Origin of the sequence: Pigmentiphaga aceris (assembly GCF_008119665.1) — a bacterium.
Classification (GTDB): domain Bacteria; phylum Pseudomonadota; class Gammaproteobacteria; order Burkholderiales; family Burkholderiaceae_B; genus Pigmentiphaga; species Pigmentiphaga aceris.
The window spans coordinates 1,436,426-1,449,534 of sequence record NZ_CP043046.1 but is presented as its reverse complement, the minus strand read 5'-3'; the positions used below and the strand labels follow the sequence as shown (position 1 = coordinate 1,449,534).

Sequence of the window (13,109 nt, the reverse complement as noted above, 5' to 3'; positions counted from 1 at the left end):
GATCCCGTCCTTACAAGGGATGCATGGGCAACACGACGTCGGACGACGGCGGTGCTGTGGTGGCCGCAGCAGGCACCACAACGGCCTCGGCGCGCGCGCGCTCCAGGTCGCGGCGCAGCGCAGCCAGTTCGCGACGACGACGCAGCGAAGCCGGAACCGTCAGCAGCAGCCCGAACAAGGTTCCTGCCACAAAGCAGGCCAGCATCACCACGATCAGCGGGATGTCGGTGGTCAGGGTGTCGACGAAAAAGCGGACCGTGACGCGGTCGGTGTTCTTGAGTGCGAACAGCAACACGACCACAAAAACGGCCAGGCGAAGAATCCAGATGAAGTAACGCATCGTTGTAGATGCTCCGGCGTGAGGGGTTATCTCGATGACGCGATTGTAAGCCGCGCGCCATCGATGACCACAACTTGCCGTGCTGCGTCACCGATCCTGGGGACGATCAGGGGGCGGATTGCCTTGCATACCGGGGCGTTGAGGCATCCTGAAGATGCTTTGCGAACACCCCCTGCGCCATCGCTGGACCGGGGGTCAGTTCACTGGCGCGGGCCGGTGGTGCAGCAACTCAAGTCACCGGGGCCGGATTGAACAAGGTCAGCGCGTTGTGCAGTTTCAGTCGCTCGGCGCAGGTCTGCTGGCGTCCGCTGGCCACTTCGATCATCAGATTGAACAGCGACCAGCCCACTTCTTCGATGCTGGCCTCGCCGGTGGCGATGCGGCCGGCATCAACATCCATCAGGTCGAACCAGCGGCGGGCCAGGTCACTGCGGGTCGCGACCTTGATCACTGGCACTTCCGCCAGGCCGTAAGGCGTGCCCCGGCCAGTGGTGAACACGTGCAGGTTGATGCCAGCTGCCAATTGCAAGGTGCCGCAGATGAAGTCGCTGGCAGGCGTGGCGGCGTAGATCAGGCCCTTCTGCTTCAACTTTTCGCCCGGCGACAACACGCCCGAAATCGCACCGCTGCCCGACTTCACGATCGAGCCCATGGCTTTTTCAACGATATTGGACAGCCCGCCCGCCTTGTTGCCCGGCGTGGTGTTGGCGCTGCGGTCGACACGGCCCCGGTCCAGATAACGGTCGTACCAGTCCATTTCGCGGATCAGCGCGGCAGCCACGTCGGGGTTGGCCGCCCGCGAGGTCAATTGATCGATGCCGTCCCGCACTTCCGTGGTTTCCGAGAACAGCACCGACGCGCCTGCGCGCACCAGCAAATCGGTCGCAAAGCCCACGGCCGGGTTGGCGGTAACACCCGAGAACGCATCGCTGCCGCCGCACTGCACGCCCACCACCAGTTCCGATACGGGACAGGGTTCACGGCGTCGGGCATCCAGAATGGCCAGGTGGCGCTCGGCAGTCTGCATGATCGAGGTGATCATGGATTCGAAACCCACGTGGGAATCGTCTTGCAGTCGCACCGTATCCACGCCGGCCCCCACCGTCATGGCCACGCCATCGCGGATAGGAATCGTGCCAGCGGGCAGCAGGCGTTCAGGCTGCAGCTTCTCGCAACCCAGGCTCACCATCATCGCCGTTCCGCCGAAATTGGGATTCAGGCTGATGTTGCGCAGGGTACGGATGGGAATAACTGCATCGGGGGCGTCGATGGCCACGCCGCAGCCATAGGTGTGCTCAAGGCCCACCACGTCGTCCACATTGGGATAACGCGGCAGCAACTCGGTCTTGATGCGTCGAACGGCGTGTTCGACCACGCCCGCCACGCACTGCACCGTGGTGGTGATGGCAAGAATGTTGCGCGTGCCGACCGAACCGTCTGCGTTGCGATAACCGTCGAAGAAGAACCCTTCCAGCGGAGGCAATTCGGGCGCGACACGGGTGGCAATCGGCAGATTGTCCAGCGTGGGTGCCGCCGGCATCTCCATGACCCGCTCGGAGACCCAACTGCCTTGCGGCAAGTCGCGGGCAGCGTAGCCGATGACGACGTTGTAGCGCAGCACCGGGTCGCCAGCGGCCAGATCGACCAGCGCAAGCTTGTGGCCTTGCGGAACCGCGTCGCGCAACACCAGGCCGTCCGAAAATACCGTACCAGCCGGCAATCCGCCGTCATTGGCCACGATGGCGACGTTATCGGCCGGGTGAATCTGAATGCGAAGCGGCGCACGCGGAACAGAGATGGGAGCAAGGGACATGCGGGCAATCCTGCAAGATTTCGACTAGTCGTCGTACAACTTGATTATAGGGAAGGCCCGGCCTTGCTCCATCAAGCGCTTACCCTGATCCCGCTGTGGCTGGACATGGCGTCAACGCGACGCGACAGCACTAGCGTCTACCCGATGATCAGTCGTCATACGTCTTCAGCACCGATATAATGACACCTTCTTTGCAACGTGCCGCGCCACCCCCATGGATACCTCCCCGCTCGTTGTCCCACCTGGCCGTCCTCGCCGAAAAGCTCGCAGCCTGACTGAAGAAGTGGTCAATGCCTTGTCCGAGCAGATCCGCAATGGAGAATTCAGGCCGGGCGAAAAGTTGCCAACTGAATCGGCAATCATGGACGCTCAGGGTGTCAGCCGCACGGTTGTGCGCGAGGCCATTTCACGTCTGCAGGCAGCGCGTCTGGTGGAAACTCGTCACGGCATCGGCACCTTTGTGCTGGAAGCCGCTCAGGACAGCAGTTTCCAGATCGACACCGCCAGCATTCTGACCATGCTCGACGTCATGGCAATCCTGGAACTGCGCATCAGCCTGGAAGCAGAGGCCGCAGGCCTGGCGGCCAATCGCCGCAGCGACACGCACCTGCGCCAGATGCGTCAGGCCATGACCGACTTCGACAATCACATCGTCAAGCGCACCGGCAATGCCGTGTCTGCCGACGTGGCGTTTCACCTGGCGATCGCCAGCGCAACCGGCAACCGCTACTTCCTGAATATCCTGGAACAGCTCGGCAGCACGATCATCCCGCGTACCCGGGTCAATTCCGCCGCGCTGGCCGCTGCCGACCAGACCAGTTATCTGAGCCAGGTCAACCGCGAACACGAGAACATCGTTGATGCCATCGAACGACGTGACCCGGAAGCAGCCCGCGCGGCGATGCGCACGCACCTGACCAACAGCCGGGAACGTCTGCGTCGCGCACACGATGCCGTTGCGCAACCGACTGCGTAAAAACACGTACTGATCGTACGTGTCGATCATACGTGTCTACTCTGGGCATCAGACGACTCGTACCTGCATATCGACCGACGTCGCACGCCAACAAAATAGCGCCTTGAACAGCACGGACTGCAGGATCAGGCCTTTGATCCTGTTGCCGATAGCCAACGCCGGATTACCCAGCCCTGTGATTCAAGGGTAAATCCGGGGCTGTCGGACAAGTCGAACCGGTTGCCCTTTTGTTTAACCAGTTGTACGATGACATACGACTTAACCTTATCCACTCGCACACGCCCTCTCGGCGGTAACAGGACGCGATCACCATGACATCACCCCAGGAACTCAAGCAAATCGTTTCTCAGGGCCTGCTTTCCTTCCCCGTCACCGACTTTGACGAGCAAGGCAATTTCCGCCCGAAGACCTATGCCGAGCGCCTGGAGTGGCTGGCACCCTACGGTGCAACCGCACTGTTCGCAGCTGGCGGCACCGGTGAGTTCTTCTCGCTGTCGCATGACGAATACTCGAGCGTCGTGAAAACGGCTGTCGACACCTGCGCCAACCTGGTGCCGATCATCGCCGGCATCGGCGGCCCGACCCGCACTGCCATTGCCTATGGCAAGGAAGCTCAGCGTCTGGGTGCCAAGGGCGTGCTGCTGCTGCCGCACTACCTGACCGAAGCCTCGCAAGACGGTATCGCCCGTCACGTGGAAGAGGTTTGCAAGGCACTCGACATCGGCGTGATCGTTTACAACCGCGCCAACTCGAAGCTCAACGCCGACCAACTGGTTGGCCTGGCTGAACGCAACCCCAACCTGATCGGCTTCAAGGACGGCGTGGGCGACATCGAAAGCATGGTCCGCGTGCGCCGCAAGCTGGGCGATCGCTTCTCGTACCTGGGCGGCCTGCCCACCGCCGAAGTCTATGCCGAGGCCTATCGCGCCCTGGGCGTGCCGGTGTACTCGTCGGCTGTGTTCAACTTCATCCCGAAGACCGCGATGGAGTTCTACAACGCCGTTGCCGCGGGTGACAGCGCCACCACCGGTCGCCTGATCGACGACTTCTTCCTGCCCTACCTCGACATCCGCAACCGCAAGGCCGGTTATGCAGTCAGCATCGTCAAGGCCGGTGCCAAGCTGGTTGGCCACGATGCAGGCCCGGTTCGCGCACCGCTGACCGACCTGAACGAAAGCGAGCTGGCACAGCTCGACGCCCTGATCAAGAAGCTGGGCCCGCAGTAATCCGGTTACGATCAGTGTTGCTGGCCAGTGCAGTTGGCTTTGTCGACGCTGATCGTACGCAGGACAGAATTCAAGTTGGATGACAGGCGCCGGGCGGCATGATCGCACCCGGCGCCTTGTTCCATGTGGAGCCATCCAAGATCGACTACCATCAATGATTGAGCTTTATGTTGTACGACAACGTATGTTGCGTTGCCGCATAGCTATTTCTGACAGGAGTTTGTGATGCCCATTACCGGCAACATGCTGATCGGCGCAAGCAGCGTTCGTGGCAACCTTGGCACCCTGCGTGCCATCGACGCAGTGACCCGTGCAGACCTGGAACCTGAATTCGGTCTGGGCGGAAGCGCTGAAGTGGATCGTGCTGCGTCGCTGGCGCAAGCCGCCTTCGACACTTACCGTGCCACCACGCCGGAAGTCCGCGCCAAGTTCCTGGAAGCGATTGCTCAGAACATACTGGACCTCGGTGATGAGCTGATCAACCGTGCCCACCAGGAAAGCGCCCTGCCGATCGCCCGCCTGCAAGGCGAGCGCGGCCGTACCGTCGGCCAGTTGCGCATGTTCGCGCAAGTGGTTCGCAGCGGCCACCACCTGACCGCCACCATCGACCCCGCACAGCCCGAGCGCAAGCCCATGCCGCGCGTGGACCTGCGTCTGGCCAAAATTCCGCTCGGCCCCGTCGCCGTGTTCGGTGCCAGCAACTTCCCGCTGGCCTTCTCGGTCGCGGGTGGTGACACCGCATCGGCACTGGCTGCCGGCGCACCGGTCATCGTCAAGGCACACAGCGCCCACCTGGGTACCTCGGAACTGGTCGGTCAGGCAATCCAGAAGGCCGTGGCCGATGCTGGCCTGCCGGAAGGCGTTTTCTCGCTGCTGATCGGTGCCGGTCGCCAACTGGGCGAAGCACTGGTTGCGCATCCGGTCATCAAGGCCGTCGGCTTCACCGGTTCGCGTCAAGGTGGCCTGGCGCTGGTGCGCATCGCCAATGCACGCCCGGAACCGATTCCGGTCTACGCTGAAATGAGCAGCATCAACCCGGTGTTCCTGCTGCCGGGCGCACTCGCCGCGCGTGCTGAAAAGATCGGCCAGGATTTCGTTGATTCCCTGACCATGGGCGTCGGCCAGTTCTGCACCAACCCCGGTCTGGTTGTGGCATTGGACAGCCCCGATCTGCAGCGTTTCCGTCAGGCGGCCGCAGAAGCGGTCGTCAAGAAAGGGTCGGCAACCATGCTGACCCCGGGCATTTTCGACGCCTACGAAAAGGGCGTGTCGCAACTGCGCAGCCAGGCTGGCGTCACCTCGCTGGGCGAAGGCGTGGAAGCGGAAGCCGGCACCTGGGGCGCACGCCCCGCCGTGTTCGTGACCGACGCCTCGACCTTCCTGGCATCGCACGCGCTGCAAGACGAAGTCTTCGGCCCCAGCTCGCTGGTGCTGGTGGCACGTGATGTCGATGAACTGATCGCCATCGCCGAACACGTGGAAGGCCAGTTGACCGCCACGCTGCAACTCGAAGCCAGCGACGACGACATCGCCCGTCGCCTGCTGCCGGTCCTGGAACGCAAGGTTGGTCGTATTCTGGCCAACGGCTTCCCGACCGGCGTGGAAGTTGGTTATGCCATGGTTCACGGCGGCCCCTTCCCGGCCACATCGAACGCTGCGTTCACCTCGGTGGGTGCCTCGGCAATCGATCGCTTCCTGCGCCCGGTGTCGTATCAGGATCTGCCGGACCGCCTGCTGCCCCCGGCACTGCAGGATGCCAACCCGCTGAACCTGTGGCGCCTGAAAGACGGCGAGCGCGTGAAAGGCTAATCCAGGCTTTTTACGAGCACACCACCGTTGCACATAAGATGGTGATGTGCTGGGCTCAGGTCGAAACGGCTCAAGTCGAACTAGCTCAGATCGACCTGCAAGCCCTGCATCACCATGAAAAACACCCCATCGATCAGGACAGTATTGTCCGATCGTTGGGGTGCGATCCAATCGTCGCCATGACGATCCGGCTAGCTCGCCGGCCCGGGATCAATCCACATCAGTCCACGCTTGCGCCTGACTGCTTCACGACCTCCCCCCATTTTTTGCTTTCTGCGGCGATGAAGTCTGCGAACTGCGCGGGCGTCTCGGTCACCGGCTCGCCACCCTGCTCGGCAATGCGTTGTCGGACACCCGGGTCGCTCAGAGCCTTGATCAACGCGTCATGCAGACGGGCCAGCACCGGCGCTGGCGTATTGGCAGGTGCGAACATGCCAAACCACGAACTCGCCTCGTAGCCCGGTACACCGGCTTCCGCCACAGTCGGCACGTCGGGCAGTTCTGGTGAACGCTTGGCGGTGGTAACGGCCAGCGGACGCAGCCTGCCGCTGCGCACATGTGAAATCGATGAAGGCATGTTGTCGAACATGATGCCGATCTGGTTGCCCAGCAGATCGCTCAATGCCGGCGCACTTCCCTTGTAGGGAACGTGCTGAATATCCACGCCCGCCATACGCTTGAACAGTTCGCCTGACAGGTGAATCGATGTTCCAGCGCCCGATGAACCAAAGTTGACCTTGCCCGGATTGGCCTTGGCGTATGCGATCAGTTCCTGCACCGTCTTGTACGGCTGTTCGGGATTGGTCACCAACAGATTCGGTACGTTGGCCACGCGCGTGAGCGGAGCGAAATCCTTGACCGGATCAAAGCCCAGCTTCTTGTACAACGCACCGTTGATGGCATGCGTACCCACGGTACCCAGCAGCAAGGTGTAGCCATCTGGCTGCGCGCGTGCAACCGCCTGCGCACCAATATTGCCTGCAGCACCAGCCCGGTTGTCCACCACGATCGGCTGCTTGAGTTCGGCCTGCAGGTTCTGCGCCACGATGCGCGCCAGGATATCCGTCGTACCGCCTGCCGAGAACGGCACCACGATGGTGATCGGCTTGGTGGGAAAGTCCTGAGCGTGGGCGCTGCTTATCGTGGCGGCCCCCAGGCCAGCAGTGGCGAGTCCACTGTGGACAAGCAGTGCAAGAACACGGCGGCGTGTGATATCAGTGCTGCGAAGCTTCATGCGTCGATCCCCTTGAAATCGCGTTATTTTGTTCTAATAACGAACCAATGTTCTTAATACGAATTTTAGGGAATTGTGCACGCATGTTGCGATGACTTCGACTAGGTTTACCCGAGGTAAGGGGAAAGCCCTTAGCAAGCACCGACTTAGTAAGTACGACTCAGCAAAAACCAAATGAGCAAGCACCAATGCAAACGCCCCCGCGTATTGCTACGCGGGGGCGTTTGTTTGTCTGACCAGCGATAACCAATCAGATCGCAAAACAGGGCAAATCAACCGGTCGAGGCGGCGCTGTCCAGCGGGCCATCGACACGTTCGCGCAATTCCTTGCCGGCCTTGAAGTGCGGTACCCGTTTTTCAGGGACCAGCACCCGTTCGCCAGACTTGGGATTGCGACCGATACGCGGTGGGCGCTTCGACAGCGAAAAACTGCCGAAACCCCGGATTTCGATGCGATGACCTTCCGATAAGGATTGGGCCATCGCGTCGAGAATCGTCTTCACTGCGTAATCGGCATCCTTGGCGACCAGCTGCGGATAGCGAGCCGCCAGACGGGCGATCAATTCGGATTTCGTCATGGAAATCATGCCAGCATCCGATGCATTGCTCATCCCGTCAGGACTCCTTGATTAGCCGTTTTGTTGGTCGAGCTTAGCCTTCAGCAGGGCGCCCAGGTTCGTGGTGCCCGACGAAGCGCTGGCTTCCGACATACGAGCGATGGCGTCAGCCGTCTCTGCGCTGTCCTTGGCCTTGATCGACAGCTGGATCGAACGCGACTTGCGGTCGATGTTCAGGATCATCAGTTCGAGTTCTTCGCCAGCCTTCATGACGGTGGTCGCGTCTTCGACACGGCCAGTCGACATTTCGGATGCGCGCAGATAGCCTTCGACATCAGCCGACAGGGTCACGACAGCGCCACGTGCTTCGACGGACTTGACGGTACCCGGGACAACCATGCCCTTGTCGTACGTTGCCACGAAGTTCGTGAACGGATCGCCTTCCAGCTGCTTGATGCCCAGCGAGATGCGTTCCTTGTCGGTGTCGATGCCCAGAACCACGGCTTCAACTTCGTCACCCTTCTTGAAGTTACGCACGGCGTCTTCGCCGGTTTCGCTCCAGGACAGGTCAGACAGGTGCACCAGACCATCGATGCCGCCCGGCAGGCCGACGAACACGCCGAAGTCGGTGATCGACTTGATGGCGCCGCGGACCTTGTCACCACGCTTGTGGTTGGCCGAGAAGTCTTCCCACGGGTTCGCGCGGCACTGCTTCATGCCCAGCGAGATACGACGACGGTCTTCGTCGATTTCCAGGACCATGACTTCGACTTCTTCGCCGACGGTCACAACCTTCTTGGGATCAACGTTCTTGTTGGTCCAGTCCATTTCGGACACGTGGACCAGACCTTCGATACCGGCTTCGACTTCAACGAATGCACCGTAGTCGGTCAGGTTGGTGACCTTGCCGAACAGGCGGGTGCTTTGCGGGTAGCGACGCGACAGGCCCACCCACGGATCTTCGCCCAGCTGCTTCACGCCCAGCGAGACGCGGTTCTTTTCCTGGTCGAACTTCAGGACCTTGGCTTGGATTTCCTGGCCAACGGTCAGGACTTCCGACGGGTGACGCACACGACGCCATGCCAGATCGGTGATGTGCAGCAGGCCGTCGATACCGCCCAGGTCCACGAATGCGCCGTAGTCGGTGATGTTCTTGACCACGCCATTGACGATCGCGCCTTCGTGCAGCGTTTCGAGCAGCTTCTGACGCTCTTCGCCCATGTTGGCTTCAAGCACGGCACGACGCGACAACACGACGTTGTTGCGCTTGCGATCCAGCTTGATGACCTTGAATTCCAGGGTCTTGCCTTCGTACGGCGTGGTGTCCTTGACGGGACGCATGTCGACCAGCGAACCCGGCAGGAAGGCGCGGATGGCGTTGGTCATGACGGTCAGGCCGCCCTTGACCTTGCTGGTGATCGTGCCGGTAACCAATTCGCCGGATTCCAGCGCTTGTTCGAGTTGCAGCCAAGCAGCCAGGCGCTTTGCACGGTCACGCGACAACACGGTGTCGCCGTAGCCGTTTTCCAGTGCGTCGATAGCCACGGACACGAAATCGCCTTCAGCAACTTCGAGCTCGCCCTGGTCGTTCAGGAATTCTTCCAGCGGGATCAGCGCTTCGGACTTCAGGCCTGCGTTCACAACGACGAAGTTGTGGTCGATACGGACCACTTCGGCGGTGATGACCTCGCCGGACTTCATCTCTTGCTTCTTGATGCTTTCTTCGAACATCGAGGCAAAGCTTTCTTCGCCTGCGAATTGATTTTCGGAAACCGATGACATTGAGTAGGGGACCTGCCGGTTACACACTTTCAGGGAGTGGGAGAGATATTCGCCCTGAAACTCGCCTGTCGGTGGAGTTGGAAAAAAGCCTCATTGCTGAGGCGGTTTGCATGGCAGCAACGCTTGCGCGGCGCAGCCATGTCTTGCATTCGGATTTAGACCATCCACATCGGCCGTATGTTCCCGTCGGGAAATATCTTGCGGGTAATCCACAAGATAAACATGCGGCGGTGGAGAAATCGGACTGATGCTACTGCGCTCAAGCATGCAGGCTCAGCATTTGAATAAGGCAAAAGTGCCGGGCTAAATATTCCGGCCATTACTACTTATTCAAAAATCGATCTGGGACCAAAACAGCGACCAAAGCGTTGTATTACTGCACCGCTTGAGTTCGATCTTTGTACCAGTCGAGAACCTGATTCACGGTCTGATCGACGTCGAGTGCCGACGAGTCCAGCCGCAGCGCATCTTGCGCGGGGGTCAACGGAGCGTGAAGGCGCTGCGAATCTCGTGCATCGCGCGCCTCCAAGTCCCGCGATATCTCATCGATATTAGCGGAAAAACCCTTTTCGATCAACTGCTTATAGCGCCTTTCGGCCCGCGCGCGGGCGCTGGCGATCAGGAAAACCTTCAGGTGGGCATCGGGAAACACTACCGTGCCCATGTCCCGTCCGTCGGCCACCAAGCCTGGGGCCTGACGGAATTCTCGCTGACGGGCGAGCAAGGCGGCGCGCACCGGTTCGAGCGCAGCCACCCGCGACGCGAACTCGCCCACGGCTTCCTGGCGGATCGCCGCAGTCACATCCTGACCGTGCATCAGGATCTCGTCACCCTTGAACACCACGTCCAGGTAGGCAGCGGCATCGGCAATCTGCCCCACCTGATGGATGCCGATGCCACGCTTGATGCACGTGAGAGCGGTCAGGCGATACAGCGCGCCGCTGTCGAGCACATGCCAGCCCAGGACGGCGGCGACACGGCAGGCAACCGTACCCTTGCCGGATGCGGTCGGGCCATCAATGGTGATGACGGGGATGGCGGAGGGTTTCAAGTCGGTGCCTTGGCAGTATCGGCTCCGGCGACCAAGCCGCCGAAGACCTCGAAGTAAGTCGGGAAAGTCTTGCTGACGCAATCGGGATCGAGAATGCGCAGCGGCACGCCGCCGAAGCTGGCCAGCGAGAAGCACATGGCCATGCGATGGTCGTCCCAGGTGCCGATCTCGGCCGTGCGCCAGGCATCAGCGGCGGGCGGTGTCACCGTCAGCCAGTCAGGGCCGCTTTCCACGGTTGCGCCGAGCTTCACCAATTCGGTGTGCATGGCGTGGATGCGGTCGGTTTCCTTCACGCGCCAGCTGCCGATGTTGCGCAGACGGCACGGGCCATCGGCGTACAAGGCCAGCACGGCAGCCGTCATGGCGGCATCGGGAATCAGATTGAAGTCGGTGTCGAAGGCACGCAGCTTTTCGCCGTTTGCCACACTCACGCCGCAAGTCTCGATCCAGTCGTCGCCCTGCAAGACCTGCACGCCCAGTTCGGCCAATGTGTCGGCAAAGGACACGTCACCCTGAATGCTGTCGCGGCCCACGCCGCGCACACGCACCGGACCACCACCGATCGCGCCCAGCGCCAGGAAGTAGGACGCCGACGAGGCATCGCCTTCCACCCAGATTTCACCCGGCGACACATAACGTGCATTGGCCGGCACGCTGAAGCGCTGCCAGCCGTCGCGGCTGACGGTCACGCCGAAACGCGCCATCAGCTTGATGGTCATGTCGACGTAGGGCTTGGAGATCAGTTCGCCGTCCACTTCCAGATGGAAGTCGCTGCCCGTCGATGCGGTCGCAAGCGGGGCGGCCAGCAGCAAGGCCGTCAGAAACTGGCTGGACACATTGCCCTTCACCCGCACGGGTTTGCTCAGGTCCAGCTTGCCTTGGCCGATCGCCAGCGGCGGATAACCTTCGTTGCCCTGATAGGTCACATTCGCGCCCAGACCACGCAAGGCGTCGACCAGATCACCGATCGGACGCTCGTGCATGCGCGGTACGCCATGCAATTGGTAGTCGCCGCCCATCAGCGCCAACGCGGCGGTCAGCGGACGAAACGCGGTGCCGGCATTACCCAGGAAGATGTCTGCCTTCTCGCCAGGAAAACGCGGCACGCCGGTGACCACATATTCGTCGGCAGCATCACCTGCCTTGACCTGCACACCCAGCTTGCGCAGGCCATCGAGCATCACGCGGGTGTCGTCCGAATCGAGCAGACCGTGCACGGTCGTGGACCCGGCCGCCAGCGCCGCCAGCAGCAGCACACGATTGGAAATGCTCTTGGAGCCCGGCAGCACGATCTCACCACGCGCACGGCGCACCGGTTGCAGATCAAGGAAGGCAGGACGGGCAGAAGACGTAGACAGACTCATCGATCAAAGATCCAGGAAATCGGTGGGAGCAACGGGAAGCCAGGTGCGGCGGGTGTCGGAAGCATTGCCGAGCAGACCTTCCAGCCGCGCCACGTCATCCGTCAACAAGGCATCGCGATACGTGTCCAGCATCGCCTGCACCTGCTCCAACTCGGCCAGCAAGGCGGGTCGATTGGAAATGAAAATATCGCGCCACATTTCAGGCGAACTGCCTGCGATGCGAGTGAAATCGCGGAAACCGCTGCCGGCCAAGGCCAGGCGCGTGGCCGCGTCCGGCGCGGCAGCCACCTGATTCATATAGGCAAAGGCCAGCAAGTGAGGAAGGTGGCTGACCGACGCAAAAACGGCGTCGTGCGTTTCAGCCGTGAGTTGCACCACCGCGGCCCCGCAATGACGCCAGACACTGCGCACCAGCTCGACGTCTGCCGGGCGGCTCTCGGCCAGCGGTGCCAGGATCACGGTGCGACCACGGTACAGCGCGGCATCGGCCGCTTCAGGGCCTTGGCGGTCGCTGCCGGCAATGGGGTGTGCGGGCACGAACTGGTCGATGCGTGCGCCAAGCCCCTTGTATGCGGCGGCAATGACGTCCTGTTTGGTGCTGCCCGCATCCGTGACCACGGTACCCGGGCGCAGATGCGGGGCAATCGCCGCAAACACGGCCGGCAACGCCCCCACCGGGGTCGCCAGCAAGATCAGGTCGGCGCGTGCAGCAGCATCTTCCGGCGACGCAGCCTCATCGATCAAACCAAGCGCTTGTGCGCGCGCCAGGGTCTGTGCGTTGCGACCGACGCCAATCACATGACCGACCTGCCCTGCATGACGCAGCGCAGAAATGAACGAGCCGCCGATCAGTCCCACGCCAACCACGGCGAGAACAGGGATCAGCGGCTGGGAGGACGTGGTCTTCATGGCGTGCATCCCTGGCCGAGCGTCGACTTGCTGATGGTGCTGAACCCG

Annotated in this window: 10 protein-coding genes and 1 pseudogene; 3 read left to right on the top strand and 8 right to left on the bottom strand. The window is 61.6% G+C overall.

From position 1 onward, the window contains the following. Positions 1-10: 10 nt before the first annotated feature. Together FXN63_RS06070 and garD are read right to left on the bottom strand one after the other, a co-directional pair. On the bottom strand, positions 11-340 hold the full coding sequence (locus FXN63_RS06070) for a LapA family protein (protein ID WP_148813688.1): 330 nt from the start codon (positions 338-340) through the stop codon (positions 11-13). 229 nt (positions 341-569) lie between these two features. Continuing rightward, positions 570-2,153 (bottom strand): galactarate dehydratase, encoded by a 1,584-nt coding sequence (gene garD / locus FXN63_RS06065; RefSeq protein ID WP_148813687.1) that lies wholly within the window; start codon positions 2,151-2,153, stop codon positions 570-572. 214 nt (positions 2,154-2,367) lie between these two features. Between garD and FXN63_RS06060 the strand changes: the two genes are divergently transcribed. The 3 genes from FXN63_RS06060 (at position 2,368) to FXN63_RS06050 (ending at position 6,164) form a co-directional block, all read left to right on the top strand. Next, on the top strand, positions 2,368-3,129 hold the full coding sequence (locus FXN63_RS06060) for a FadR/GntR family transcriptional regulator (RefSeq protein WP_148813685.1): 762 nt from the start codon (positions 2,368-2,370) through the stop codon (positions 3,127-3,129). Positions 3,130-3,440: 311 nt separating this feature from the next. Next, positions 3,441-4,355, top strand: coding sequence for a 5-dehydro-4-deoxyglucarate dehydratase (kdgD, locus tag FXN63_RS06055; protein ID WP_148813683.1), 915 nt, complete (start codon positions 3,441-3,443; stop codon positions 4,353-4,355). Positions 4,356-4,580: 225 nt separating this feature from the next. After that, the gene (locus FXN63_RS06050) at positions 4,581-6,164 is read left to right on the top strand and encodes an aldehyde dehydrogenase (NADP(+)) (RefSeq protein WP_148813681.1); all 1,584 of its coding nucleotides are present in this window, start codon (positions 4,581-4,583) and stop codon (positions 6,162-6,164) included. Positions 6,165-6,384: 220 nt separating this feature from the next. Here FXN63_RS06050 and FXN63_RS06045 read toward each other — a convergent pair whose 3' ends face one another. The 6 genes and pseudogenes from FXN63_RS06045 to FXN63_RS06020 form a co-directional block, all read right to left on the bottom strand. Further along, positions 6,385-7,398 (bottom strand): Bug family tripartite tricarboxylate transporter substrate binding protein, encoded by a 1,014-nt coding sequence (locus FXN63_RS06045; protein WP_148813679.1) that lies wholly within the window; start codon positions 7,396-7,398, stop codon positions 6,385-6,387. A 278-nt stretch (positions 7,399-7,676) separates the two neighbouring features. Further along, positions 7,677-7,982: pseudogene (locus tag FXN63_RS06040) on the bottom strand (integration host factor subunit beta); the annotation flags it as partial. Between the two features lie 45 nt (positions 7,983-8,027). Continuing rightward, on the bottom strand, positions 8,028-9,737 hold the full coding sequence (gene rpsA, locus FXN63_RS06035; RefSeq protein ID WP_148813678.1) for a 30S ribosomal protein S1: 1,710 nt from the start codon (positions 9,735-9,737) through the stop codon (positions 8,028-8,030). Between the two features lie 373 nt (positions 9,738-10,110). Further along, on the bottom strand, positions 10,111-10,788 hold the full coding sequence (cmk, locus tag FXN63_RS06030; RefSeq protein ID WP_148813676.1) for a (d)CMP kinase: 678 nt from the start codon (positions 10,786-10,788) through the stop codon (positions 10,111-10,113). Further along, positions 10,785-12,152 carry a 3-phosphoshikimate 1-carboxyvinyltransferase gene (aroA, locus tag FXN63_RS06025; protein ID WP_148813674.1) on the bottom strand — a complete coding sequence of 456 codons (1,368 nt, stop codon included), beginning with the start codon at positions 12,150-12,152 and terminating at the stop codon, positions 10,785-10,787. Before aroA ends, cmk begins: the two co-directional genes overlap by 4 nt. Positions 12,153-12,155: 3 nt before the next feature. Beyond that, complete coding sequence (locus tag FXN63_RS06020) at positions 12,156-13,070, bottom strand: prephenate dehydrogenase (RefSeq protein WP_148813672.1); 915 nt, start codon at positions 13,068-13,070, stop codon at positions 12,156-12,158. Between the last annotated feature and the right edge of the window lie 39 nt (positions 13,071-13,109).

What these genes read in the sequence shown, in the direction of transcription:
- FXN63_RS06070 (WP_148813688.1), bottom strand. Translation starts at nt 340, where the DNA reads ATGCGTTACTTCATCTGGATTCTTCGCCTGGCCGTTTTTGTGGTCGTG.
- garD (WP_148813687.1), bottom strand. Translation starts at nt 2,153, where the DNA reads ATGTCCCTTGCTCCCATCTCTGTTCCGCGTGCGCCGCTTCGCATTCAG.
- FXN63_RS06060 (WP_148813685.1), top strand. Translation starts at nt 2,368, where the DNA reads ATGGATACCTCCCCGCTCGTTGTCCCACCTGGCCGTCCTCGCCGAAAA.
- kdgD (WP_148813683.1), top strand. Translation starts at nt 3,441, where the DNA reads ATGACATCACCCCAGGAACTCAAGCAAATCGTTTCTCAGGGCCTGCTT.
- FXN63_RS06050 (WP_148813681.1), top strand. Translation starts at nt 4,581, where the DNA reads ATGCCCATTACCGGCAACATGCTGATCGGCGCAAGCAGCGTTCGTGGC.
- FXN63_RS06045 (WP_148813679.1), bottom strand. Translation starts at nt 7,398, where the DNA reads ATGAAGCTTCGCAGCACTGATATCACACGCCGCCGTGTTCTTGCACTG.
- rpsA (WP_148813678.1), bottom strand. Translation starts at nt 9,737, where the DNA reads ATGTCATCGGTTTCCGAAAATCAATTCGCAGGCGAAGAAAGCTTTGCC.
- aroA (WP_148813674.1), bottom strand. Translation starts at nt 12,152, where the DNA reads ATGAGTCTGTCTACGTCTTCTGCCCGTCCTGCCTTCCTTGATCTGCAA.
- FXN63_RS06020 (WP_148813672.1), bottom strand. Translation starts at nt 13,070, where the DNA reads ATGCACGCCATGAAGACCACGTCCTCCCAGCCGCTGATCCCTGTTCTC.